Source organism: Saccharopolyspora indica, from assembly GCF_027853965.1.
In the GTDB taxonomy this organism is placed as follows: Bacteria; Actinomycetota; Actinomycetes; order Mycobacteriales; family Pseudonocardiaceae; genus Saccharopolyspora; species Saccharopolyspora indica.
Map to the genome: position 1 here is coordinate 99,345 of NZ_JAQGLB010000008.1, position 24,392 is coordinate 123,736.

At 72.4% G+C, this 24,392-nt stretch carries 19 protein-coding genes; 7 read left to right on the forward strand and 12 right to left on the reverse strand.

The genetic code is table 11. The annotated features are described in order from the left end of the window. Positions 1-63: 63 nt before the first annotated feature. The 3 genes from OU416_RS19100 to sigE form a co-directional block, all read right to left on the reverse strand. Positions 64-1,725, reverse strand: a complete 1,662-nt coding sequence (locus OU416_RS19100) for a S1C family serine protease (protein ID WP_270928352.1) — start codon at positions 1,723-1,725, stop codon at positions 64-66. Between the two features lie 154 nt (positions 1,726-1,879). Beyond that, complete coding sequence (locus OU416_RS19105) at positions 1,880-2,611, reverse strand: zf-HC2 domain-containing protein (protein ID WP_270928353.1); 732 nt, start codon at positions 2,609-2,611, stop codon at positions 1,880-1,882. Between the two features lie 5 nt (positions 2,612-2,616). After that, on the reverse strand, positions 2,617-3,210 hold the full coding sequence (gene sigE / locus OU416_RS19110) for an RNA polymerase sigma factor SigE (protein ID WP_270928354.1): 594 nt from the start codon (positions 3,208-3,210) through the stop codon (positions 2,617-2,619). A gap of 287 nt (positions 3,211-3,497) precedes the next feature. On the opposite strand from sigE, the gene OU416_RS19115 reads away from it, so the two are divergent. Then, complete coding sequence (locus tag OU416_RS19115; protein WP_270928355.1) at positions 3,498-4,100, forward strand: O-methyltransferase; 603 nt, start codon at positions 3,498-3,500, stop codon at positions 4,098-4,100. Positions 4,101-4,192: 92 nt separating this feature from the next. Here the strand turns inward: OU416_RS19115 and OU416_RS19120 are convergent, their stop codons facing one another. Further along, positions 4,193-5,332 carry an Mrp/NBP35 family ATP-binding protein gene (locus OU416_RS19120; protein ID WP_270928356.1) on the reverse strand — a complete coding sequence of 380 codons (1,140 nt, stop codon included), beginning with the start codon at positions 5,330-5,332 and terminating at the stop codon, positions 4,193-4,195. 205 nt (positions 5,333-5,537) lie between these two features. Here OU416_RS19120 and OU416_RS19125 point away from each other — a divergent pair, with 205 nt between their 5' ends. Continuing rightward, positions 5,538-6,026, forward strand: a complete 489-nt coding sequence (locus OU416_RS19125; RefSeq protein ID WP_270928357.1) for a MarR family winged helix-turn-helix transcriptional regulator — start codon at positions 5,538-5,540, stop codon at positions 6,024-6,026. A gap of 4 nt (positions 6,027-6,030) precedes the next feature. Next, entirely contained in the window at positions 6,031-6,444 is a 414-nt protein-coding gene (locus OU416_RS19130; protein ID WP_270928358.1) for an NUDIX hydrolase, read from the forward strand. Here the strand turns inward: OU416_RS19130 and OU416_RS19135 are convergent, their stop codons facing one another. Both OU416_RS19135 and OU416_RS19140 read right to left on the reverse strand, forming a co-directional pair. Beyond that, positions 6,445-6,939: a DUF1003 domain-containing protein gene (locus OU416_RS19135; protein WP_270928359.1), complete on the reverse strand. Its 495-nt coding sequence runs from the start codon at positions 6,937-6,939 to the stop codon at positions 6,445-6,447. After that, a complete protein-coding gene (locus OU416_RS19140; RefSeq protein ID WP_270928360.1) occupies positions 6,939-8,228 on the reverse strand; it encodes a magnesium transporter MgtE N-terminal domain-containing protein in 1,290 nt (429 codons plus the stop codon). The genes OU416_RS19135 and OU416_RS19140 overlap by 1 nt, the downstream gene beginning before the upstream one ends. A gap of 125 nt (positions 8,229-8,353) precedes the next feature. Between OU416_RS19140 and OU416_RS19145 the strand changes: the two genes are divergently transcribed. After that, entirely contained in the window at positions 8,354-9,310 is a 957-nt protein-coding gene (locus OU416_RS19145; RefSeq protein WP_270928361.1) for an HpcH/HpaI aldolase/citrate lyase family protein, read from the forward strand. A gap of 298 nt (positions 9,311-9,608) precedes the next feature. Continuing rightward, the gene (locus OU416_RS19150; protein ID WP_270928362.1) at positions 9,609-13,088 is read left to right on the forward strand and encodes a patatin-like protein; all 3,480 of its coding nucleotides are present in this window, start codon (positions 9,609-9,611) and stop codon (positions 13,086-13,088) included. Here OU416_RS19150 and OU416_RS19155 read toward each other — a convergent pair. After that, entirely contained in the window at positions 13,085-13,918 is an 834-nt protein-coding gene (locus OU416_RS19155) for a spermidine synthase (RefSeq protein WP_270928363.1), read from the reverse strand. The genes OU416_RS19150 and OU416_RS19155 overlap by 4 nt on opposite strands. A 258-nt stretch (positions 13,919-14,176) precedes the next feature. Here OU416_RS19155 and OU416_RS19160 point away from each other — a divergent pair, with 258 nt between their 5' ends. Then, a complete protein-coding gene (locus OU416_RS19160) occupies positions 14,177-15,667 on the forward strand; it encodes a DHA2 family efflux MFS transporter permease subunit (RefSeq protein ID WP_270928364.1) in 1,491 nt (496 codons plus the stop codon). Here OU416_RS19160 and OU416_RS19165 read toward each other — a convergent pair. From OU416_RS19165 to OU416_RS19185, 5 genes are read right to left on the reverse strand one after another with little or no spacing between them, the layout of a single operon-like run. After that, on the reverse strand, positions 15,574-15,963 hold the full coding sequence (locus tag OU416_RS19165) for a helix-turn-helix domain-containing protein (protein ID WP_270928365.1): 390 nt from the start codon (positions 15,961-15,963) through the stop codon (positions 15,574-15,576). The genes OU416_RS19160 and OU416_RS19165 overlap by 94 nt on opposite strands. Before the next feature lie 38 nt (positions 15,964-16,001). Beyond that, positions 16,002-16,781: a respiratory nitrate reductase subunit gamma gene (gene narI / locus OU416_RS19170; protein ID WP_270928366.1), complete on the reverse strand. Its 780-nt coding sequence runs from the start codon at positions 16,779-16,781 to the stop codon at positions 16,002-16,004. Further along, positions 16,778-17,398 carry a nitrate reductase molybdenum cofactor assembly chaperone gene (narJ, locus tag OU416_RS19175; RefSeq protein ID WP_270928367.1) on the reverse strand — a complete coding sequence of 207 codons (621 nt, stop codon included), beginning with the start codon at positions 17,396-17,398 and terminating at the stop codon, positions 16,778-16,780. The genes narI and narJ overlap by 4 nt, the downstream gene beginning before the upstream one ends. Beyond that, positions 17,398-19,047 carry a nitrate reductase subunit beta gene (gene narH / locus OU416_RS19180; RefSeq protein WP_270928368.1) on the reverse strand — a complete coding sequence of 550 codons (1,650 nt, stop codon included), beginning with the start codon at positions 19,045-19,047 and terminating at the stop codon, positions 17,398-17,400. The genes narJ and narH overlap by 1 nt, the downstream gene beginning before the upstream one ends. After that, on the reverse strand, positions 19,047-22,727 hold the full coding sequence (locus tag OU416_RS19185; RefSeq protein ID WP_270928369.1) for a nitrate reductase subunit alpha: 3,681 nt from the start codon (positions 22,725-22,727) through the stop codon (positions 19,047-19,049). Before OU416_RS19185 ends, narH begins: the two co-directional genes overlap by 1 nt. A 229-nt stretch (positions 22,728-22,956) precedes the next feature. On the opposite strand from OU416_RS19185, the gene OU416_RS19190 reads away from it, so the two are divergent. Beyond that, the gene (locus OU416_RS19190; RefSeq protein WP_270928370.1) at positions 22,957-24,168 is read left to right on the forward strand and encodes an MFS transporter; all 1,212 of its coding nucleotides are present in this window, start codon (positions 22,957-22,959) and stop codon (positions 24,166-24,168) included. The last annotated feature ends 224 nt before the right edge of the window (positions 24,169-24,392 follow it).

A 24,392-nucleotide genomic window follows, 5' to 3' on the forward strand; every position in this document is an offset into this window, starting at 1 on the left:
GTGAATCCGGTTGGAGGGGGAAGTGGCCCAACACGGTGCCTTCCCGCGGAGGTGCGCAGGCGTTCACTTCAGCGTCACGTCCAGGACCAGCTCGCGGCCCTGCCGCACCACCGCTACCGGGATCCGCTCGCCGACCTGGTGCCGGTCCACGGCCACGACCAGCTCGTCGGCGCTGCCGACCTTGCGCTCGCCGACCCGGATGATCACGTCGCCCTCGGCGATCCCGGCCGCCGCCGCGGCGCTGCCGTCCTGCACGTTCTGCACCTGGGCGCCGTCGGCGAGGCCGTCGCTCACCGACTTGGCGTTGACCCCCAGGTCGGCGTGCTGGACGTGGCCGGTGCGGATCAGCTCCTCGGCGATCCGCCGGGCGTCGTCGATCGGGATCGCGAAGCCCAGCCCGATCGAGCCGCCCTCGCCGCCCGCGCCGAGGGTGCGGATCGCGCTGTTGATGCCGACCACCGCGCCGTTGCCGTCCACCAGCGCGCCGCCGGAGTTGCCCGGGTTGATCGCGGCGTCGGTCTGGATGGCGTCGATCACCGCGTTGGTGTCGGTGCCCTCCCCGGCCAGCCGCATCGGGCGGTGCACCGAGCTGACGATGCCGGTGGTCACCGTGCCCGCCAGGCCCAGCGGCGAGCCGATGGCGATCACGTCGTCGCCGACGGTGAGGCCGTCGGAGTCGCCGAGCTGGGCCACCGTCGGGTTGGACACCTCGACCTTGATCACCGCGAGGTCGGTCTTGACGTCGCGGCCCACGATCCGCGCCGGGGCCCGCGTGCCGTCGTGGAAGACGGCGGAGACCTGCGCGTTCGGGGTGTCGGCGGCCATCGAGACCACGTGGTTGTTGGTCAGCACGTAGCCCTCGCCGTCGATGACCACGCCCGACCCGCTGCCGCCCTGCGCACCGACGCGCACCTCGATCGAGACCACGGCGGGCACCACGCGCTGCGCGACGGCGGCCACCGTGCCCTTCGGCCGTTCCTTGGCCGGTTCCACCTCGGCCAGCGTCACCGACGGGTTGAGCAGCGGGTTGCCCTCCTCGGCGGTGATCCGGCCCAGGAATCCGCCTGCCAGGCCGACGAGCAGGGCGACCACGGCGAGGATCGCCAGCGCGCGGGGCTGCACGCGGCGGCCGAACAGGACTTCGCGGGCGCTCAGCAGCGGACCCGTCTCCGTCGGCTCCGACTCCTCGTCCTGCTCGGCGGAGGCGGCGGGCGGGCCGAGCATCGCGCCCGCGGCCGGGTTGCGCCACGGGTCGCGCTCGTCGGCGTTCCACAGCACCGGCTCCTCGGCCGGTTCGGGCGTCACCGGTCGCTCGCCGGGAGCCCGCTGGAGCGGTTCCTCGTTGTCCTCGGGGCGGCCGAAAGCGCTGGCCAGCGGGGCAGCGGGAGGAGTGGTGCGCTCGATGCCGCGGACCGGGGCGTTGCGCCGGTTCGGGTCGAAGCTGCCGGTCACGCCCTGCGGGCGGCGGAAGGACGAGCTCTGGGCGGGGTCGACCGGCGGGCGGTGCAGCGGCTTCGGTGCCAGGCGGGGCGGTTCCGCGGAGCCGTTCACGGTGGAGGGGCGCGGAGCGGTGCTGGCGGGCACGCCGCGGGCGGACGGGGACGCCGCCTGCCACGGGTGCAGCGGCTGAGCCGGCCGCCCGTTGGATTCTGGCCGGCCTGCGCGGGGCTCGTCCTGACGTCCGTCGTCCGGTCCCTGCGCGGGCGTTCCTGGCTGGTCGGTCATCGCTCCCCGGGCATGCGGTCGGACTCGTCCCTTCGAGTGGATCACACGGGCGAGGCGCCCGTGCCACCGGCACCTGGGCCCACTGCCGGTGCGCCCATTCTGCCGGGCGAACGGTGAAGTCCGTGTTGGAGAGGCGAAGAAAACCGCGGTTCGGTCAGTTCTGCGGGGCCGCGCCGGACGTGGTCGTCGTCGGGGCGGGTTCGGCAGCGGGCGGCACGACGGCGGCCACCAGCGGCGCGGGCGGCTCGGCGCGCGTCGTCTCCGGCGGCAGCGAATCGCGGGCGGAGGCGGGCACCACGGCGAACTCCTCGCCCGGCCGCGGGCCGGACATCCCGGGGATCGGCTGGCCGTCCTCGTCCGCGGGCAGGTTCATCAGCGCGAGCGCGCCGAGCACGAGGCCGGAGAACACCACGCCGGCGCCCTGCTTGGTGCGGCGGCCCATCCGGCGGGCCGGTTCGGGCTCGCCGGGATCACCGGCAAAAGGGCGCGAGCTGCCCAGGGGCTGCTGCCCGCCGCCGAGCGGGGTCGTGGAGCCCAGGACGGCGCCGGTGCCGAACCGGCGCGCGCGGTCAGGTCGGGAGACGGTGACCAGCTGGCCGTCCTCGGTCAGCGCGAGGCCTTCGGGCTGGCTCGGGAGCTCGGCGTGCGCCGGTATGGCCTGCAGCGCCTGCAGCAGGGACGGCGAGATCGACGGGGTTCCGGCAGCCTTCACCGCGGCCCGGGCCTGCCGCTGGGCGGCGGCGTCCGACGTGCACGCGGGGCACCGGGCCAGGTGGGCGGCGGCGCGGTCATGGGCGTTCGGGCTCAGTTCCCCGTCCACGAAAGCGACGATCGCGTCCAGCGCGAGGTGCTGCTCGGGCAGACCCCACCCACGCAAAACCGTCATCCGTCTCAAACCTCCCGGGCTTGCTCGCGGCGAGACTCCAAGGTGGCCTTCAGCATCTGGCGTCCGCGGTGGATCCTGCTGCGCACGGTTCCGAGCTTGACGCCCAGCGTCGTCCCGATCTCCTCGTAGGAGAGGCCCTCGACGTCGCAGAGCACGACCGCGGCCCGGAACTCCGGGGGCAGCTCGTCCAGCGCCGACTGCAGGTCGGGGTCGAGGTGGGTGTCGTAGAACACCTGCTCCGGGCTCGGGTCGTTGCCCGGCAACCGGTCGGTGTCCTCGGGCAGGCCCTCCATCCGCAGGCGGGACCTGCGGCGGGCCATGTCCAGGAACAGGTTCGTGGTGATCCGGTGCAGCCACCCCTCGAACGTCCCCGGCTTGTACGAGGCCAGCGAGCGGAACACCCGGATGAAGGTCTCCTGGGTGAGGTCCTCCGCGTCGTGCTGGTTACCGGTCAGGCGGTACGCCAGCCGGTACACCCGGTCGGCGTGCTGCCGCACGACCTCGTCCCACGACGGCGGGGTCCAGGCGACCTCCTCAGCGGGCGAGACGGTGCTGGGTCGAACACCGGTGCTCGGTCGAACACTGGGGGCCACACTCATCGGCTGAGTTGCCATTGGGCGAAAAGCCACCTCCTGCGCTGTGCATCTACCAGAACGAGCGGGTCGGGCTGGTTGTTCCCGGGCCCTTCGGAGTGGAGACGCCGACTGGTGTCGGTCATGACGCCACCACTCTCGTCTGCGCTGGTGAGGTGGCCTTAATAGAGGCCTGAGAACAGCCTGAGAACCTAGCGTGAGCTACGTCTCACCGAGCGTCGCCGGAAACGGCCCACTAACGATGTCGACCGCGCGGGTCACGGATGAGCACAACATCGATAACCTTTCGCGTTGTGATCCCCGAGACGCCGCTCGGTGCCGGGCCCGCGGGCCGCGAGCAGACGCCGCTGCGCATGCCCGATGGCCCGCAGGGCACATCGGTCGGTGCGTCGCCGCTGCACGTGCTGCGCTTCCTGGCCGCGGCGTTGCAGGCGAAGGCCGCCGTGGAGGTCGGCACCGGCTCGGGCGAGACCGCGCTGTGGCTGCTCCGCGGCATGGTGCCGGACGGCGTGGTGACCTCGATCGACGCGGACGCCTCGGTGCACCGCGAGGCCCGCGGGACGCTGCGCGACGCCGGCGTCCCGGCCGGCCGCACCCGACTGATCGCCGGCCGCGCGGTAGACCTGATGCCCCGCCTCACCGAGGGCGGCTACGACCTGGTCTCGGTCAACATCGCCACCACCGAGTACCCGCAGTACCTGGAGCTCGGCCTGCGCCTGCTCCGCCCGGGCGGCGTCATCGTCTTCGCAGGCACCCAGCTGGCCGGCCCGGACACCCGCAGCGCGATGGCCCAAGCCCTGCGCGAACTCATCCGCGAGGTCCAGTCCGACGACACCCTCGTCCCCGTCACCCTCCCCACCGGCCCAGGCCTCCTGGCCATCACCAAGCGCGCCTGACCGGTGGTCGCCACTCGTTCGGGGAGTAGGTGAGGGGCACCTTTCGCCAACTGGCTTGGTGAAAGGTGCCCTTCGCCTCTCATGCGATCGGGTCAGGCGGGGGAGACGGAGAGGAGCTTGCCCGCGAGGCCTCGGGAGCGGGTGGAGAGGCGCTTGGCGATGTCGTTGAGGACCACCGCGGCGGGGGAGTCCGGGGCTTCCAGGACCAGCGGCGTGCCCGCGTCGCCCGCCTCGCGCAGGCGCGGGTCGAGCGGGACCTGGCCGAGCAGCGGGACCTCGGTGCCCAGCGAGCGGGACAGCGAGTCGGCCACCAGCCGACCGCCGCCGGAGCCGAAGACCTCCATCCGCTGGCCGTCGGGCAGCTCCATCCAGGACATGTTCTCCACCACGCCCGCCAGCCGCTGGCGGGTCTGCATGGCGATCGCCCCGGCGCGCTCGGCGACCTCGGCCGCCGCCTGCTGCGGGGTGGTGACCACCAGGATCTCGGCGTTCGGGATGAGCTGGGCGGTGGACAGCGCCACGTCGCCGGTGCCGGGCGGCAGGTCCAGCAGCAGCACGTCCAGGTCGCCCCAGAACACGTCGGCGAGGAACTGCTGCAGCGCGCGGTGCAGCATCGGGCCGCGCCAGACCACCGGGGTGTTGCCCGGGGTGAACATGCCGATCGAGATGACCTTCACGCCGTGCGACTGCGGCGGCATGATCATCTTCTCCACCTGGGTGGGCTTGCCGCCCGCGCCCAGCATCCGCGGCACCGAGTGGCCGTAGATGTCGGCGTCGACCACGCCCACCGACAGCCCGCGCTCGGCCATCGCGGCGGCGAGGTTCACCGTCACGCTGGACTTGCCGACGCCGCCCTTGCCCGAGGCCACGCAGTACACGCGGGTCATCGAGCCCGGCTCGGCGAACGGGATGCGCGGTTCGGCGGCGTCGCCGCGCAGCGACTTGCGCAGCTCGGTGCGCTGCTCGTCGCTCATCACGTCCAGCTCGACCTGGACGGAGCCGACGCCGTCGACGGCGGCCACCGCGTCGGTGACCCGCTGGGTGATGGTCTCCCGCATCGGGCAGCCCTTGACCGTCAGGTAGACCTCGACCAGCACGGCGCCGCCGTCGCCGATGGACACGCTCTTGACCATGCCCAGGTCGGTGATCGGCCGCCGGATCTCCGGGTCCTCGACCTGGCTGAGGGCCTTGCGGACGGTGTCCTCGGTGGGCGCGGACTGCGTACTGGTCACGGTTACCTCGGCAAGCTGTTGGGAACTTCGCGGAGAGGACCAAGGCTCTCACACGGCCTCCTCGGGGCGACTCCAATGCTACGGATCGGTAGCCCGCCCGGAACAGGGGCGATGGCGATCGGGGCCGGTTCACGCGGGGTGACCGTCCGGGGTTCGGCGGGGGCGCTGCGCAGTCGGGTGAACGCGGACCGTAATATCAATCTTCGTGGCCGAGACGGCTCTTGATCGATTACCGACTCGAAGCGAATTGCTGGCGTACCGCAGTTTCCTCCGCGCGCACGCCCGGGTCACGCGCTGCCTGGAGGGCGACCTGATCGCCGAGCAGCGGCTCACGCTGGCCGCCTACGACGTGCTCGAAGCGCTGGCCGAAGCGCCGGAGCACCGGTTGCGGATGACCGAGCTGGCCGACGTCGTGCTGCTGTCCCGCTCCGGGGTGACCAGATTGGTGGACCGCCTCGAACGGCTCGGGCTGGTGCGCCGCGTCCGGGTGGATTCCGACGGCCGGGGAGTGCAGGCGGTGATCACCGACAGTGGTGAGAACCGGCTGCGGACGGCGCTCGCCACGCACCGCAGCGGCGTCGCGCGGTACTTCGTGTCGGCGACCGCGGGCGAGCTGGAGGCGCTGGTGCGCACCTTCGAGCGGCTGGCCGACGGGGGTGTGCCGTCGCCGCCCGGGCAGCGTGCGCAAGCATGAGGACGTGCCAGAAGCGAAGTACTCGACGTCCGAGGTGATCCGCGCGGTCGGGCTGGTGCGGTTCGCCGACCGCAGGCTGCTGCTGGTCCGCGCCGGCTACCAGGACGCGTTCTACCTGCCCGGTGGCAAGATCGACCCCGGCGAGACCGAGGTGCAGGCGCTGCACCGGGAGATCCGCGAGGAGCTCGGCGTCGAGCTGGTGGGCCCGGACTTCTACCGCCGCTACGAGACGGACGCGGTCGGCCAGGGCGAAGGCGTCCAGGTGTCGCTGAGCTGCTACTCGGGCGAGCTCGACGGCGAGCCCGTCCCGGCGGCGGAGATCGCCGAACTCGCCTGGATGACCCGCGAGGAGTACCTGGCCCGCCCGGTCACGGCCCCGGCGATCGTCGCCCTCTACGCCGACCTCGACCCGGCCTGATCAGGACCGGGCCCGGCGCCTGTCCACCGCGCCGGGGAGCTCTTCGCGGAGGCGGTCCAGCTCGCCGCGCAGGTAGTCGCGGGTGGCCACCTCGCCGATCGCCAGGCGCAGCGCCGCCAGCTCGCGGGCCAGGAAGTCGGTGTCGGCCTTGGTCTGCTCGGCGCGCGCCCGGTCCTCCTCCAGGGAGATGCGGTCGCGGTCGTCCTGGCGGTTCTGCGCCAGCAGGATCAGCGGCGCGGCGTAGGACGCCTGGGTGGAGAAGGCCAGGTTGAGCAGGATGAACGGGTACGGGTCCCAGCGCAGTCCGACCGCGAACAGGTTCAGGCCGATCCAGGTGATCACGAAGAGCGTCATCCAGAACAGGAACGTGCCGGTGCCCAGGAACCGGGCGATGCGCTCGGAGAACCGGCCGAAGAACTCCCGGTCGAAGCTGATCGGCAGGCGGTGCTGCGGCCGGGGTTGGTCGAGTCGGCGGTGGGTCAGCAGCTCGGGCATCAGCGCGGCTCCCGGTTCGGCGGTGGGTTCGGTTCGGCGTCGGGCAGTCCGCTCTCCCGCCAGCCCTCCGGCAGCAGGTGGTCCAGCACGTCGTCGACGGTGACCGCGCCGATGAGGTGCTCCTCGTCGTCGAGCACCGGCCCGCACACCAGGTTGTAGGCGGCGAAGTAGCGGGTCACCTCGGTCAGCGGGGCCTGCGCGGACAAGCTGGCCAGGTCGGTGTCCAGCGCACCTGCGACCAATGTGGACGGTGGTTCGCGGAGCAGCCGCTGGATGTGCACGCAGCCCAGGTAGCGGCCGGTCGGGGTGGCCGACGGCGGGCGGCAGACGAAGACCAGGCTGGCCAGCGCCACCGGCAGGTCCGGGTTGCGCACCAGGGCGAGGGCCTCGGCGATGGTCGCGTCGGGTTCGACGACCACCGGTTCCGGCGTCATCAGGCCGCCCGCGGTGTCGGAGGAGTAGCTCAGGAGCCGCTTGACCGGGGCGGACTCCTCCGGCGCCATCAGGCCGAGCAGCCGGTTCTTGTCCACTTCGGACAGTTCGGCCAGCAGGTCGGCGGCGTCGTCGGGGTTCATCGCCTCCAGCACGTCGGCGGCGCGCTCGTCGTCGAGGTGGCTCAGCAGGTCCTTCTGGTCCTCCTCCGGCAGCTCCTCCACGACGTCGGCGAGCCGTTCGTCGTCGAGCGCCTCGGCGACCTCGTAGCGGCGCTTGGACGGCAGGTCGTGCAGGGTGCTGGCCACGTCGACGGCGCGCATCGTGTCGAACACGGCCAGCAGCTGCTGGACGCCCTGCGGGCGGCCGGTGACCTCGGCGAACCCCAGACCGCTCACCTGGTCCCAGGCCAGCACCCGGGTCGGGCCCCAGCGGCCGAGCCTGCCGGTGCGCTCGCGGACCGCCAGCTTGGACAGCTGCCAGTCGCGGGTGCGGGTCTGCTCCATCGCGACGTCGACCAGCACGGCGGGCGTGCCCGCCGGGTCGACGCCGACCCGCGCGTCGAGGAGCTGGCCGAGCACCAGCAGTTCGTTGGGGCGCTGGTGGAACTTCCGCAGGTTCACCGATCCGGTGGCCAGCGTCACCGCGTTGGGCTCGATCCGGGTGACCCGCAGCATCGGCACGAAGATGCGGCGGCGGGTGGGCAGCTCGACGACCGCGCCGAGGACGCGCGGCGGCCGCCGCCCGATGCTCAGCCCGGCGACCACGTCGCGCACTCGACCGATCGATTCGCCATCCGGCCCGAACACCGGGAGCCCGGCCATCCGGGCGGCGAAAACCCTGGTCGCGGCAACCACGCGATCAGGTTAGGCACTGATCGGTCGGCCCGCCGCCCGGACGATCCGGGTGACCTTCGGCACGCACTGCGCCGCCGCGCGGCGTGGTACGACAGCGGGGAGCTTTCGTCGTTGAGGAGGACAACGTGGACGGTCGACGTGCTCGGCGCAGCTGCCTGGCGGTGCCCGGTTCCAGTGCGAAGATGATCGACAAGGCGCGCGGCCTCGCCGTCGACCAGTTCTTCCTGGACCTCGAGGACGCGGTGGCGCCGCTGGCGAAGGCCGAGGCCAGGGACCGGATCGTCGGCGCGCTCAACGAGGGCGGCTGGGGCGGCAAGATCCGCTCGGTGCGGGTCAACGCGCTCGACACCGAGTGGACCTACCGCGACGTGGTGACCGTCGTGGAGGGCGCGGGTGCCGAGCTGGACACGATCGTCCTGCCCAAGGTCAGCAGCGCCGAGCACGTGCGCTGGCTGGACCTGACGCTGACCCAGATCGAGCGCGCGACCGGGCTGGAGGTCGGCCGGATCGGCATCGAGCCGCAGATCGAGGACGCCGCCGGTCTGGTCGAGGTGGACGCGATCGCCACCGCATCGCCGCGGGTGGCGGCGCTGGTGTACGGGCCGGCGGACTTCATGGCCTCGATCAACATGCGCTCCCTGGTGGTGGGCCACCAGCCGCCGGGCTACGACGTCGGCGACGCCTACCACTACACGCTGATGCGCATCCTGATCGCGGCCCGCGCGGCCGGGGTGCAGGCCATCGACGGCCCGTACCTGCAGATCAAGGACGTGGAGGGGCTGCGGCGGGTCGGCGGCCGCACGGCGGCGCTGGGCTTCGACGGCAAGTGGGTCCTGCACCCGGCCCAGGTGGACGCGGTGAACGAGCTGTTCTCACCCCGCCAGGAGGACTACGACCACGCCGAGAACATCCTGGACGCCTACGAGTGGCACACCTCGGCGGCCGGTGGCGCGCGCGGCGCGGCGATGCTCGGCGACGAGATGATCGACGAGGCCTCCCGCAAGATGGCGCTGGTGATCGCGGGCAAGGGCCGGGCGGCCGGGATGACCCGAACGGACCGCTGGACGCCCCCGGAAGCATGACCGACCACCACTCGCCCTGAGGGCGGTGTCAATTTCGCGAGAAATTGACGTTCACCCGGGTGACGGTCAATTTCGCGCGAAATTGACACCATGCTGGAGCGGGCGGCGCGCTGACCAGGGATTGTCGGTGCCGTTCACCCGGTGGCTGGTCAATTTCGTACGAAATTGACACGGGGTGGTCTGGGCCGCGGGTGGCGGGTTGGTCCACCGGGGTCGAGGTTGGGTGGCAATGGGGGCCAGAAGCGCCGTTCGGGGCCACCGGGCGGCGTTCTCGCGGTAGGTTTCGGGTGATCCGCAGGTGTCGACCGAGAGGGCGGATTCCGAGGTGTCCACCGCGGCTGGAGCGGAGAACGAGCAGGAACTGCGCCTGGCGCTGGCGATGCGCGGCGGTGCGAGCATGGCCGTGTGGATCGGCGGCGCCGTCGCCGAGATCAACCGGCTGCGCACCGCGCTGGTCGACGCCGACGACGGGGCGCACCCGTGGGCCGCGCTGGCGGAGCTGTCCGGCTACGACTCGGTCGCCGTCGACGTGCTCGCCGGGGCCTCGGCCGGCGGGCTCAACGCCACGCTGCTGGCCACCACCCTCGTCTACGGGATGCCCTTCGACCGGATGCGCGAGATCTGGGTGCGGCTGGGCGATGTGGAGGCGATGTCCCGGCCGCTGCCGAAGTTCTGGCAGCCCAGCCCGCCGTCGCTGCTGGAGGGCGACGCCTACTTCCGCGCCGAACTGGTGAAGGTCATCACCGGCAACGTGCCCGCCGAGCCGGACCTGCCGAACAACCGCGCCGACCTGCTGCTCACCGCGACCCTGCTGGACCCGGTCCTGGAGCAGCGCCTCGACGGCCGCTCCGAGCCGATGCTGCAGGAGCGGCGCACCGCGTCGTTCTCGTTCCAGCACCGGGGGCGGGCGGGCGATCCGCTGTCCGACTTCGGCGCGGGCGAGCAGTTCGGCGCCACGGTGCTGCGGCTGGCGCACGCGGCCCGCGCCACCTCGGCGTTCCCGTTCGCCTTCGAACCCGCACAGGTGTTCTCCTCGCTGGGCGAGCCACCGGCGGGCGAGCCGAACATGGTCGGGCTGTTCTCCGAGACCACCCCAGATTCCGGTCGCGCGCCGTTCCGCGTGATCGACGGCGGCGTGCTGGACAACATCCCGGTGTCGGCGGCGATCCGCGCGATCACCGAAGCCCCGGCGGACCGCCCCACGCAGCGGTGGCTGCTGTACCTGAACCCGGACCCCGTCGCCGCCCGCACGCAGCGCCGCGAGCCGGGGCACGCGGTGCCGGTCACGCTGACCGCGCTGCGCGCCCGCATGACCCAGGAATCGCTGCTGGCCGACCTCGACGCGCTGGCCGACCACAACCTCCTCGTGGAGCGAACCTCCTTGCGCCGCAAGGCCTTGTTCGCCCGGCTGCACGCCACGCCCGACGCGGAGCGGCTCGCGGTGCTGGCGAGCCAGGTCGCCGCCGTCGCTCCCGACCACGCCGTGGTGCGCTCGGAGCTCGACGCGCAGGCGGCGTACCGGTTGCTCACCGAGCCCGCGGGCAGCGAGGACGGGAAGCTGCTGCCGCCGGTGGTCGGTGATCCGCTCGCGGAGTGGTCGGCGCAGGCCCGGACGCAGCTCGCGCGACGCCTGTCGGACGGGCTCGGCCGCGACGCGACGACGCGCGTCTTCGACGACGCGCACAGCCTGCTCGCCGCGATCCAGGAGTGCCTCGGCTGGGCGTGGGACATCGAGCGGTGGTCGCCGGAGAGCCGGGAGATCGGGCGCTGCAAGTCGGTGCTCTACCGGTTGCGGACGTTCGCCGAGGTGCTGGAGGGCCACGCCGACCGGTACTGGATCAACGGCGCGAAGCTGGAGCCGATCGTCGAGACCGCCGAGCTCGACGAGTGGGTGCAGCGGGTGCTCCGCCGCCGGATCCGGTTGCAGCACGCGCTGCCCACGCCGATCGCGCCGCTGCTCGGCGAGGTGCTGGGCGAGGCGGAGGAGGGCGCGGACTTCCAGCGGGTGCTGGCCGAGTTCGCCGCCGAGCTGCGGTCCATCGTGGAATCCTCGGGCGGCGACGCGGTGCCGGACGCCAGCGGGATCGACGCGGTGGCGGAGGCGCGCAAGCTGCTGCACCGGGTGGCCGACCGGCTGGCCGCGCTGGCACCGCCGCGCGAGCGGTGCGATGAGCCCGAGCAGATCGGCTATTCGCTGCTGGAGCGCGGCGACCACCGGGACGAGGTGCTCCAGCAGCTCGTGGTGCTGACCGCGCCGCTGGACGTGGGCCGGGTGCCGGGCTCGCGGATCAACCTGCTGCGGGTGGTCAGCGACGAGCAGAGCCCGCTGCCGTTCGCGGCGCTGCGCCGCGGCGAGGGCGTGCCGCTGCGCATCGCGGACAAGATCCGCGGCCTGGACGTCGGCAACTTCGGCGCGTTCCTGTCCGCCAAGTGGCGGGCCAACGACTGGATGTGGGGGCGGATGGACTCCGCTGCCGCGCTGGTCGGGCTGCTCACCGATCCGGCGCGGCTGGCGCGGCGGCACAGCGGTTCGGAGGAGCTGGGCGACGCGCTGCAGGCGATCGTCAGCCGTCCGACGAAGGCCGAGCTCGGCGACCTGGACGAGGCGCAGGCCAAGCAGTGGCGCGGTTTCCTGGCCGAGGTGTGGGCGCGGCGCGCCGGTGAGGTGCGCGCCGAGCTCGACGCCCTGTTCGCCCGGCCCGACGACGAGCACCCGCTGACCGAGACCCGCGACCTGCTCACCGAGCGTCTGCAGTGGACGATCGCGGCGGAGGAGGTCCCGTACGTCGCGACGGTTGCTGCAGGTGCGGACCAGCGCGGCGGCGGCCGGCCGTCGACGCCGTCGCCCGCGCAGCTGTCGAGCGAGGTCGAGCGCTACGCCGTGGGCCGCCAGCGGTTCGCCGACCTGGGCGAGCGGCGCGCGCTGTCGCTGGCCACCCGCTTCGGGATGCTCGCCTACCGCGCTGCCCGCCCGTCCGGAGGCGGCGTGCTGCCGTGGCTCGGGCGACGGGCGATGACGCTGGTCAAGCCGCTGGCCATGGCCGTCGTCTACGCCTTGGCCGCGCCGCGGCGGGTGGCGCTGCTCGGCCTGTTCGCCGCCACCGCGGTGGCGTTCACCGGGATCGGCCAGCCGAACCTGCAGACGATGGATCTCCCGGGCAGCTACTCCGAACTCCAGCGGTACGACGAGCCGCTCACCGCCCAGATGTCGACTGCGACGGCAGTCGCTCCCTACCAGGGCCATTGCCCGCTGGGTGGTGTGTGCCAGGGCGCCGGGGAGGACTTCGGCTGGTTCGCCTACACCCCGGTGCACGGGAACTGGACGGCGATCGCGGACTTCTCCGGAACCTCCTTCGGCCCCGGTGTGCTGTTCGCGATGCTGCTGGTGGCGGTCTTCGCGGTGTGGACGGGCAGCCGGATCGGCCTCCGCTTCGGCCGCGGGCTCGCGCGCTGGCTTCCCGCGCTGGCCATCGCGGCGGTGCTGCTCGCCGTGGAGTACTGGCTGTTCAGCACCGGGTTCCGCCTCGGCCCGCTCGGACTGGCGCTGGCGGCGGTGCTGCTGACCTGGCCCGCGACGATCGCCTACCGGACCGGTGCCCGCATCGGCGCAGCGGCCCTGACGGCTCTGGTGTTCGGCGGAGTGCTGTGGCTGACCGAGCCGGACGCCTACAGCGGTGGCGGCTGGATCCTGTTCGCGACGGTGCTGGCGGCCTACGCACACATGCTCCTGCTGAGCACGGTCGACGTCCTCGCCCCGCGGCCGCGGAGCACTGCCTAAGCCTTGCGGACGGGCGGCACCGGGGCCGTGTGCGGGGACGCTTCGGTGAGCGGGGCGGCCGTTCCGGCGACGGCGGCCAGCTGCGGCGAGGTCAGGCAGGACATCCGGTTCGCCGCCGCGGCACCCCACTCGTCGAGCCCCGCTTTCGGCAGTTCGCGGGTGGACGCCACGACCACGATGTTGCCCGCGCGGTGGCGCAGCAGGACGGCGGGCTCGGCGAGCACCAGGACGTGCGGGAACACCTCGCCGACGGCGGCGATCGCGCGCAGCGCGAACTCCAGCTCGCCACCGTCCCAGAAGTTCGCCGCGCACAGGCCGCCGGGCCGCAGCACGCGCGCGATGTCGCTCAGGAACTCGACGGTGGCCAGCTCGGTGGCCACGCTGCCGGCGCGGAAGACGTCGAGCACCACCAGATCGGTGCTCCCGTCCGGCGCTTCCCGGATGCCCGCGCGCCCGTCCTGCACGCGGACCTCCAGCCCCGGCACCTCGTCCAGCGCGAGGTGCTCGCGCACCAGTTCCACGAGCGGTTCGTCGAGCTCGAACGCGGTCTGCCCGGAACCCGGCCGGGTCGCGGCGACGTAGCGGGGCAGCGTGCACCCGGCGCCGCCGAGGTAGGTGGCCGACACGGCGGTCCCCGGCGGCCAGTGCCGGTCGACGGCCTGCGCGATCCAGGCGACGTACGGGAACTTCAGGTAGGTCGGATCGGCGAGGTCGACGAAGGACTGGGAGACGCCGTCGACGGCCACGGTCCAGCCGGCCGCCCGGTGCGGATCGGGGATCAGCTCGGCCTCGCCGAACCAGACCGCCCGTTCGACGCGGACCCGCTCCACGGCACTCACCCCCGCCCAGAACCCTAGCCAAGCGAGCCAGGGCCTTGCGCTCAACCCGAGTTGAGCGGACAGGCTACGGCCGGAATGCGCACCGGCGGGCAAAGCCTGTCGCGCGTTGCCCCGGCGTCAACCGCAGTCCAGCTCGACCGGAATGTTGCCCAACCGCAGTCCTGCTCAACCGCACCTCAGGGGACCGTGATGCAACCCAGCCACAAGAAACCGCCAAACGCGAGCTCACTCCCCAACGCGACCACCACTGTGAATCGCGGAGCGGCGGGACCGGAGGCGGTACTGCTGCTGGCGCTGGCCTGCGCGGGTTCGTTCGTGGTGATCCTCGATGCCACGATCGTCTCCGTCGCGCTGCCCGCAATCCGCGTCGAGCTGGGGTTCACCGACACGACGCTGCCGTGGGTGGTCAACGCCTACACCCTCGCGTTCGCGGGGTGCCTGCTGCTCGGCGGGCGGTTGTCGGACGTGTACGGCCAGCGTCGCATGTTCGTGCTCGGCATGGGGCTGTTCACCCTGGCCAGGACGGTGGGCGGGCTGGTCTCCTCGGCCGAGCTGCTGCTGGCCGCGCGGGCCGTGCAGGGCATCGGCGGAGCGCTGCTGATGCCGGTCACGCTCTCGCTGCTGACCACGACGTTCACCGAGCCCGCGCAGCGCGCGCGGATGCTGGGCACCTGGAGCGCGGTGGGCGCGGCCGGAGCGGCGGCCGGGCCGGTGATCGGCGGTCTGCTGACCGAGTGGGCGGGCTGGCGGTGGGTGTTCTTCATCAGCGTGCCGATCGGGGTGCTGGCCGTCGTGGTCGCGCGGGCGGTCCTGCCGCCGCGCTCGGACGACGTGCCGCGGCCGCGGCTGGACGCGCTGGGCGCCGTGCTGGTCACCGCGGGCCTGGTCGGCATCGTGTACGCGGTGATGCACGCGGCCGAAGCGGACGCATCGGTGTGGTCGTCGCTGCTGGCGGGCGTGGTGCTGCTGGGAGTCTTCCTGGTGCACCAGGCCCGGTGGTCGCGGGAGCCGCTGGTGCCGCTGGGCATCTTCCGGCTGCGGTCGGTCAGCAGCGGCAACGTCGTGATGTTGTTGCTGGGACTGGGTTTCTTCGCCAGCCCGATCCTGCTGTCGCTGTACCTGCAGGACGTGCACGGCTATTCGCCGCTGCACGCCGGGCTCGGCTACCTGCCGATCGGGGTGGCGCAGTTCGCCGGAGCGCAGTTCGCCGGACCGCTGTCGGTGCGGCTGGGCGTGCGCCGCGCGGCGGTGCTGTCCTGCCTGCTCGGTGCGGCGGGCCTCGCGGGCGTCGCGTTGCTCATCGGGGTGCACGCCTCCTACGTGACCTCGGTGATGCTGCCCGGCCTGGTCTTCGGGTTCGGCACCACCGCGGCGTTCACCCCGATCACGGTGGGCGCGACCAGCGGCGTCCCGCCGCACCAGAACGGTTTGGCCGCCGGACTGCTGAACACCGTCCGCCAGACCAGCGGCGCGATCGGGCTCGCCGTGCTGAGCGTGCTGTCGGCGGCGGTGGCCGCGTCGTGGCGGGCGGCGCACTTCGGCGACGACCTCAACGCGCTGGCGCACGGCTACACCGCCGCTTTCGCCGCATCGGCGGCGTGCCTCGCGATCGCGGGGATCATCGCCGCCGTGGCGATGCCCGGCGCTCAGCGGGGCGCGGGGATCTCGGTCTCGGCGCGGAATCCCGGGCAGCGCTCGGGAATGCCGCGCGAGCGGCAGCCGAGCAGGCGGTCCAGGTAGGCGCGAGCGGTGGCCAGTTCCGCCTGCTGCCGTTCGATCTCCTCGATCCGCGCGGCGACCCCGTCGAGCCAGTCCGGCCCGTCGTCGAGCATGAGCGCGATCTGCTCCAGGCTGAACAGGCCGGTCGTGCGCCATTGCTTGATCAGGGCGATGCGGTAGAGCTGATCGGTGTCGTACCAGCGCTTCCCGGCTCGCCGGTGCGGGGTGATCAGCCCGCGCCGCTCCCAGTAGTGCAACGTCGAGACGGCCAGGTCGAAGTGGTCGGCGACGACTCGGATGGGGGTCAAAGCGGTCACGGACCCATTCGACCGCACTCCGGTTTGTGAGGCAAACCTTACTTGCCTTCGCGGGTGGGGTGCGGGGCGTCGTGCTTGCCCCTGCGCTGCCCCGGAACGCCGACCGGTTCCCAGCCGCGGCGAGCGCGTTGCGCGCCTCGGCTGCGGTAGACGACGTACGGGCGGAACAGGTACCGCACCGCGGCGAACCCGCTCAGCGCGTGCACCAGCCTGGTGAACGGGAACAGCGCGAACAGCAGCATCCCGGCCAGCACGTGCGCCTTGAACGACCACGGCACGTCCACCATCAGCGCCACCTCCGGCCGCAGCGCGAAGATGCTGCGGAACCAGGGCGAGACGGTGGCCCGGTAGTCGTAGCCCTCGGTCACGCCGTTGGCCAGCACGGTGGTGAGCAGCCCGAGCAGGATCGCACCGACCAGCACCAGGTACATCGCCTTGTCGTTCACCGTGGTCGCGGAGAACACCGGCCCGTTGCGGCGCCGCCGGTAGATCAGCAGCGCCACCCCGATCAGCGTGCACACCCCGGCCAGCGCGCCGAGCCCGACCGCGACCAGGTGGTAGAGCTGCTCGGACACGCCGAGAGCCGCGGTCCAGGACTCCGGGACGAGCAGGCCGACGACGTGCCCGACGATCACCACCAGCAGCCCGAAGTGGAACAGCGGGCTGGCCAGCCGCAGCAGCCGCGACTCGTAGAGCTGCGAGGAGCGGGTGGTCCAGCCGAACCGGTCGTAGCGCCAGCGCCAGAGCGAGCCGACCACCAGCACAGCGATCACCGCGTACGGCGCGGCGCCCCACAGCAGCACGTCCCAGGTGCTCATCGCGGACCTCCGAACGGTTGCAGCGGCCCGGCCATCCCCACGGATTCCTGCGGCGGGCCGGTCGCGGCGATGCGCTTGGCCGCGCGCAGTGCTTCCGGCGTCGGCGCGGGCAGCGTCGCCAGCACTGCCTCGACGCCGCGCGCGTAGACGGTGCCCTGGTCGCGGAGGGCGTCGGCGAGCAGGGCGAGTCCGGCGTGGTGGTCGACGAGCAGTGCGGTGCCGCGCTCCTGGTCGGTGGTGGCGGCGAACTCCAGCACGACGGTCAGGTGGTCGGGCAGCTCGTCCGGCGGCGGCAGCACGCCCGCCGCCCGGTAGATCCGCTTGAAGTCCACGATCGCCCGACCCCGGTTCCGGGTGTCGCCGGTCGTCCAGTAGCTGAGGTACTGGCAGCAGCGGCGGCGCAGGTCGAAGGTCTCCACGTAGTGCTGCTGCGCGGCCAGCAGCGACGTCGTCTCCAAGTGCAGCACCAGCTCCAGCAGCGGATCTCGTTGTGCGGCCGGGAGTTCCGCGCACGCCTCGCGAAGCAGCGGGAGCCGTTCGAGGAGTTCTTCGTCGGGGTAGGAGAGCAGGAACGCGGCGATCCGGTGGGTCAGCGCGCGGGCGCGGTCGAAGGTCATCAGCGGTCCTCGCCGTCGGGCGGGAACAGGCCCTCGGGCGTGCCGCGGCCGTCCCAGTTGAGCAGGTTCACCCGGCGCGAGCCGTCGGGGGCGGTGAAGTGCTCCGCGCTCTGCCGCTGCTTGAGCAGGTGGAAGTTCTCCACCGCCATCGGCACCGGCGCACCGGAGGTCTCGCCGAACGGGCCGGACTCGTACATGCCCGGCCCGCCCTCGTAGTCCAGCGAGCAACCGGGCTCGTCGAGCTGCCCGGCGAGTTCGGCGTGCGCCTGCGGGACGACGTAGCGCTCCTCGTACTTCGCCAGCGCCAGCAGCCGGTACATCCGCTCCACCTGCGGCACGTCCAGCCCGGCAGCCTCCGGGATGGACGGATCCGGCGGCCGGCCGAGGTTGATGTCGCGCATGTAGGCGCGCATCGCGCCGAGCTTGCGCAGCGCCGCGGTGACCGGAGCGGTGTCCCCGGCGGTGAACAGCTCGGCCAGGTACTCCACCGGGATCCGCAGCGCGTCGATGGCGCCGAACAGGTTCCCCACGTCCTCGCCGTCGTGGCCGGTCTCCACCAGCTTGTCCACCACCGGCGACAGCGGCGGCACGTACCAGACCATCGGCAGCGTGCGGAATTCCGGGTGCAGCGGCAGGGCGACCCGGAATTCCTTGATCAGCGCGTGGATCGGGGAGCGCTGCGCGGCCTCGACCCAGTCCCCGGGTATCCCGGCGCGCCGCGCGGCGGTCACCACCTCCGGATCGTTCGGGTCGAGCAGCACCTCCAGCTGCGCGGGGTACAGGTCGTGCTCGTCGGGCATCGAGGCGGCCTCCAGCACGCGGTCGGCGTCGTAGAGCACCACGCCGAGGTAGCGCAACCGCCCGACGCAGGTCTCCGAGCACACCGTCGGCAGCCCGACCTCCATCCGCGGGTAGCACAGCGTGCACTTCTCGGCCTTGCCGGTGCGGTGGTTGAAGTAGACCTTCTTGTACGGGCAGCCCGTGACGCACATCCGCCAGCCGCGGCACTGGTCCTGGTCGACCAGCACGATGCCGTCCTCGGCGCGCTTGTACATCGCGCCCGAGGGGCAGGAGGCCACGCAGGACGGGTTGAGGCAGTGCTCGCAGATCCGCGGCAGGAAGAACATGAAGGTCTCTTCGAAGGATTGCCGGACCTCGTCGGACAGCCGTCGCAGCACCGGGTCCTGCTCGGTGAGCTCGGGCGATCCGGCCAGGCTGTCGTCCCAGTTGGCGCTCCAGGAGATCCGCATCGGCTCGCCGGAGATCAGCGACCGCGGCCGGGCCACCGGGATCTCCTCGCCCGCCGGTGCGGAGATCAGGTTGTCGTAGTCGTAGGTCCAGGGCTCGTAGTAGTCCTGGATGGCGGGCAGCTTCGGGTTGGCGAACAGCGACAGCAGCCGCTTGACCCGGCCGCCGCCGCGCAGCTTCAGCCGGCCCCGCCGGTTGAGCTCCCACCCGCCGCGCCACTTCTCCTGGTCCTCGTAGGTGCGCGGATATCCCTGCCCCGGGCGGGTTTCCACGTTGTTGAACCACACGTACTCGACGCCGCCGCGGTTGGTCCACGCCTGCTTGCAGGTCACCGAGCAGGTGTGGCAGCCGATGCACTTGTCCAGGTTCATCACCATCGCGAGCTGGGCCATCACGCGCATCAGTACTCGACCTCCTGGCTGCGGCGGCGGATCACGGTGACCTCGTCGCGCTGGTTGCCGGTCGGGCCCAGGTAGTTGAACGCGAACGAGAGCTGGGCGTAGCCGCCGACGAGGTGGGTGGGCTTGAGCAGCAGCCGGGTCAGCGAGTTGTGGATCCCGCCGCGCAGCCCGGAGATCTCCGACTTCGGCACGTCCACCACGCGGTCCTTGGCGTGGTAGACGTACACCGTGCCGGCCGGCATCTTCTGCGACACCACGGCCCGCGCCACCAGCACGCCGTTGCGGTTGACCGCCTCGACCCAGTCGTTGTCGCGCACGCCGATGCGCTCCGCGTCGGCCGGGCTCAGCCACAGGTCCGGGCCGCCGCGCGAGAGCGCCAGCATCAGCAGGTTGTCCTGGTACTCGGAGTGGATCGACCACTTCGAGTGCGGCGTCAGGTAGCGCACCGAAACCGCTGCTCCGCCGGGGGATTCCGGCTCGCCGAACAGCCGGTGGATGTTCAGCGGCGGCCGGTAGACGGGCAACCCCTCGCCGAGGTCGGCCATCCAGTCGTGGTCGAGGTAGAAGTGCTGGCGGCCGGTCAGGGTGTGCCAGGGCTTGAGGCGCTCGACGTTGACCACGAAGGCGCTGTAGCGGCGGCCGCCGTGCTCGCTGCCGCTCCACTCCGGGGAGGTGATCACCGGCACCGGTCGCGCCTGGGTGTCGGCGAAGGTGATCCGCCTGCCCTCGTCGGCCTGCGCCAGGTCGGCCAGCCGCACCCCGGTGCGCCGTTCGAGCTCGCGGAACCCCGCCACCGCGATGCGGCCGTTGGTGGTGCCCGACAGCGCGAGGATCGCCTCGCAGGCGTCCACGTCCCGCGCCAGCGACGGCCGCCCGTCGGCCACCCCGCCGCGCACGGCGCCGTTCTGGTGCCGCAGCCGCTCGACCTCCTGGTCGGGGATGACGTGCCAGCCCTTGTTGCCCACGCCGAGCTCGTCCACCAGCGGTCCGAGCGCGGCCATCTTCGCCGCCACCGCCGGGTAGTCGCGCTCGACGACGACGAGCTTCGGCATCGTGACGCCCGGAACCGCATCGACCTCGTTGCGGGTCCAGTCGCGCACGACACCGCCCGGGGTGGCGAGCTCGTCCGGTGTGTCGTGCAGCAGCGGGGCCGCCACCAGGTCCTCGCGCACGCCCAGGTGCGTCTCGGCGAGCTCGGAGAACTTGCGGGCTATCGCGTGGAAGGCGTCGAAATCGCTGCGGGTCTCCCACGGCGGGGCGATCGCCGGGGTGAAGGCGTGCACGAACGGGTGCATGTCGGTGGACGACAGGTCGTGCTTCTCGTACCAGGTGGCGGCGGGCAGCAGCACATCGCTGAACAGGCCGGTGCTGGTCATCCGGAAGTCCAGCGAGAGCAGCAGGTCGAGCTTGCCCTCCGGGGCGCGCGGGTGCCAGCGCACGTCGTGCGGGCGCCGTCCCGGTGGTGCTTCCTCGGCCCGCAGCGCCGAATCGGTGCCCAGCAGGTGCTTGAGGAAGTACTCGTTGCCCTTCGCCGAGGAGCCCAGCAGGTTCGCCCGCCAGACGGTGACGATCCGCGGCCAGTTCGCCTCGTCGTCCGGGTCGGTGCAGGCGAACTTCAGCCGCCCGGAGCGCAGCTCGGCGATGACGTGCTCGGCCGGGTCCGCCTTGGCCGCGCGGGCCTCGGCGACCAGCTCCAGCGGATTGCGGTCGAACGTCGGGTACGACGGCATCCAGCCCAGCCGCGCGGACTGGGCGATGCAGTCGGCCATCGACATGCCCCACAACTTCCCCGGGCCGAGCGGGTGGATCAGCTCCTCGGCGCCGAGCGCGTCGTAGCGCCACTGGTCGGTGGCCAGGTACCAGAACGCGGTGCCGATCATCTGTCGCGGTGGCCGGGCCCAGTCCGCCGCACCGGCCAGCGTCGCCCAGCCCGTCGCCGGGCGGCACTTCTCCTGCCCCACGTAGTGCGCCCAGCCGCCGCCGTTGACGCCCTGGCAGCCGGTCAGCGTCAGCAGGGCCAGGAACGCGCGGTAGATCGTGTCGGCGTGGAACCAGTGGTTGGTGCCCGCGCCCATCAGGATCATCGACCGGCCACCGGATTCCTCTGCGTTGCGGGCGAACTCGCGGGCCACCCGGATCGCCTGCGCGGCCGGAACCCCGGTGATCTCCTCCTGCCACGCCGGGGTGTGCGGCCGCGGATCGTCCAGCCCGCGCGGCCAGTCGCCCGGCAGCCCGGGCCGCCCGACGCCGTAGTCGGCCAGCACCAGGTCGAAGACGGTGGTCACCAGCCGGCCGCCGAGCCGGATCGCGGGCACGCCCCGGCGCAACCGGGCGCGGCGGTCGTCGGGCACGTCGAAGCGCGGGAGCTCGACGGCGACGGCCTCCGCCGCGGCGTGCTCGAGCAGGCTCAGCTGCGGCCGCACGTCGCCGAGGTCGAGGTTCCACCGCCCGGCGCTCGCCTCGTCGAAGCGGAAGCCCAGGCTGCCGCCCGGCACGTGCTCGCGGCCGGTCCGCTCGTCCACCAGCACCGGTTTGAAGCTGTCGTGCGCGCCGGTCGCGCCGAGATCGGCGGCGGTGACGAACTTGTCCGGCACCAGGCCCTCGCCGGTGTCGCGCAGCGCCACCAGGAACGGCAGGTCGGTGTAGCGGCGCGCATAGTCGGCGAAGCGCGGGGACTGCCGCTGCACGAAGAAGTCCCGCAGGATCACGTGCCCCATCGCCATGGCCAGCGCGCCGTCGGTGCCGGGCTGCGGCGCCAGCCAGGTGTCGGCGAACTTGACGTTGTCGGCGTAGTCCGGCGAGACGACCACGACCTTCTGGCCGCGGTAGCGGGCCTCGGTCATGAAGTGCGCGTCCGGGGTGCGGGTGACCGGGACGTTCGAGCCCCACATCACCAGGTAGCTCGCGTTCCACCAGTCCGCCGACTCGGGCACGTCGGTCTGATCGCCGAACACCTGCGGCGAGGCCACCGGCAGGTCGGCGTACCAGTCGTAGAACGACAGCATGGTGCCGCCGATCAGCGAGGTGAACCGCGCGCCCGCGGCGTGCGAGACCATCGACATCGCCGGGATGGGGGAGAACCCGGCGATCCGGTCCGGCCCGTACCGCCGGATCGTGTGCACGTGGGCGGCGGCGACGAGCTCCACGGCCTCGTCCCAGCTCGCCCGCACCAGCCCGCCCTTGCCGCGCGCCCGCTGGTAGCGCCGCCGCAGCTCGGGATCGTCCACAATGGACTCCCAGGCCCGCACCGGGTCCCCGGTGGCCGCCTTGGCGCGGCGGTACATCTCCAGCAGCACCCCGCGCACGTACGGGTAGCGCAGCCGGGTGGGGGAGTAGGTGTACCAGGAGAACGCGGCCCCGCGCGGGCAGCCGCGCGGCTCGTACTCGGGGGAATCCGGCCCGACCGACGGGTAATCGGTCTGCTGCGCCTCCCAGGTGATGACGCCGTCCTTGACGTAGACCTTCCACGAGCACGAGCCGGTGCAGTTCACGCCGTGCGTGGAGCGCACCACCTTGTCGTGGCTCCACCGGTCCCGGTAGAAGACGTCGCCCTCGCGCCCGCCGACCAGTTCGACCGTGCGCAGGTCCGCCGAGACCTCGCCGGGAGCGAGCAGCTTGCGGGTGCGCAGCAGCAGGTCGGATACCGGCCCGTCGAGTCCCGCTTCCGGTCGCTTGGCCATTCGCCGGACTCCTTCGCGAGTCGCCGGGGTTGGTGCCCGCCGCTGATCGCGCCGCCGATTCGCCGCGCGCGTCTGCGGCCCGCAAACTCGACGATTAGGCCGACCAGCGCAGCACGCAACTCGGCGTTTCAGCTGGTCAGGTCCCGTGAGTGCTTTGGGGTGCCATAGCCCCGCAAAGCGCTCACGGGTCGTCACCAGCGGAAACGAACCGAGAGCCGAGGTGTTCGCAGTGGTCAGTCATCCCGCACCCGCCCACCTCGGGCTGGCGGCCGAATCCGCCCAGAAGTGGATCGTGCTGGCCGTGTCGACCCTGGCGTTCACGGTCAACTTCTGGGCCTGGGCGCTGCTCAGCCCGCTCGCCCCCGGCATCGGGCAGCGGCTCGGACTGGCGCCGTTCACCCAGTCGATCCTGGTGGCGCTGCCGGTGATCATCGGCTCGGTCGGCCGGATCCCGGTCGGCTCGCTGACCGACCGCTACGGCGCGCGGCCGATGTTCACCGCGCTCAGCCTGCTGACGATCGTGCCGGTGCTGCTGGTCGGGTTGTTCCCGGACGCGCTGCCGGTGCTGATGATCGGCGGCGTGCTGCTCGGCCTCGGCGGCACGACCTTCGCCGTCGGGGTCCCGGCGGTCAACGGCTGGTTCCCGCCCGCCAACCGCGGCACCGCGCTCGGCGTGTTCGGCGTCGGCACCGGCGGAACCGCCATCGCCACCTTCAGCACGCTGCCGCTGATCAGCGCGTACGGCCAGTTCGCCCCGTTCCTGGTCGTGTCGGTGGCGCTGGTCGTGGTGGCGGCGCTGTCCTGGGCGCTGCTGCGCGACCCGGCCGACCGCGCGGTACCGGCGGGATCGGCCTTCAGCCGCACCGTCGAAACGCTGCAGCTGGCCGCGACCTGGCAGCTCTCGGTGCTCTACGCGCTCACCTTCGGCGGCTTCGTGGCGTTCAGCGTCTACCTGCCCACCTACCTGAAGACCGCCTACGACCTGACGGCGGCGGATGCGTCGACGCGCACCGCGGGATTCGTGGTGCTGGCCGTGATCGCCCGCCCCATCGGCGGCTGGCTGTGCGACCGGGCGCACCCGGCCACCGTGCTCGGCGCGCTGTGCTCGCTGGCGGCCCTGCTCGCCGCGCTCGCCGCCTTCGAGCTGCCGCTGGTGCCGGTCGGCACGATCGCGTTCCTCGGACTGGCCGCGGTGCTGGGCGCGGGCGCCGGAGCGGTGTTCGCGCTGGTCGCCAAGCTGGCCCCGGCCGAGGAGGTGGGCGCGGTGACCGGGCTGGTCGGCGCGGCGGGCGGGCTCGGCGGCTTCTTCCCGCCGCTGGTGATGGGCGCGATCTACGGCACCGCCGGGCAGTACACCTGGGGTTTCGTCCTGCTCGCGCTGGCCGCCCTGGGCTGCGCGGCGCTGGCGCTCACGGTGGTCCGCCGCGCGGCCGAGGCCTGAGAGCACTGTCCTGGTCGTACAACAGGAGGGGCACCCGCAGTCCGGGGAAGCACTCAGGTTCCGCCAAGCGGCCACGCACGCAGAACAACCACCAACAGGCACTGACATCCGCGCCGCTCACCCGGTTGGGGATGCGTGCAGCGCGGGGTACGTACATGATCTCCGGGAACCCCTCGCAGGGTAGCCTGATGGGGGAAGGGACATTGCGGCGGAATCGGGCTCGC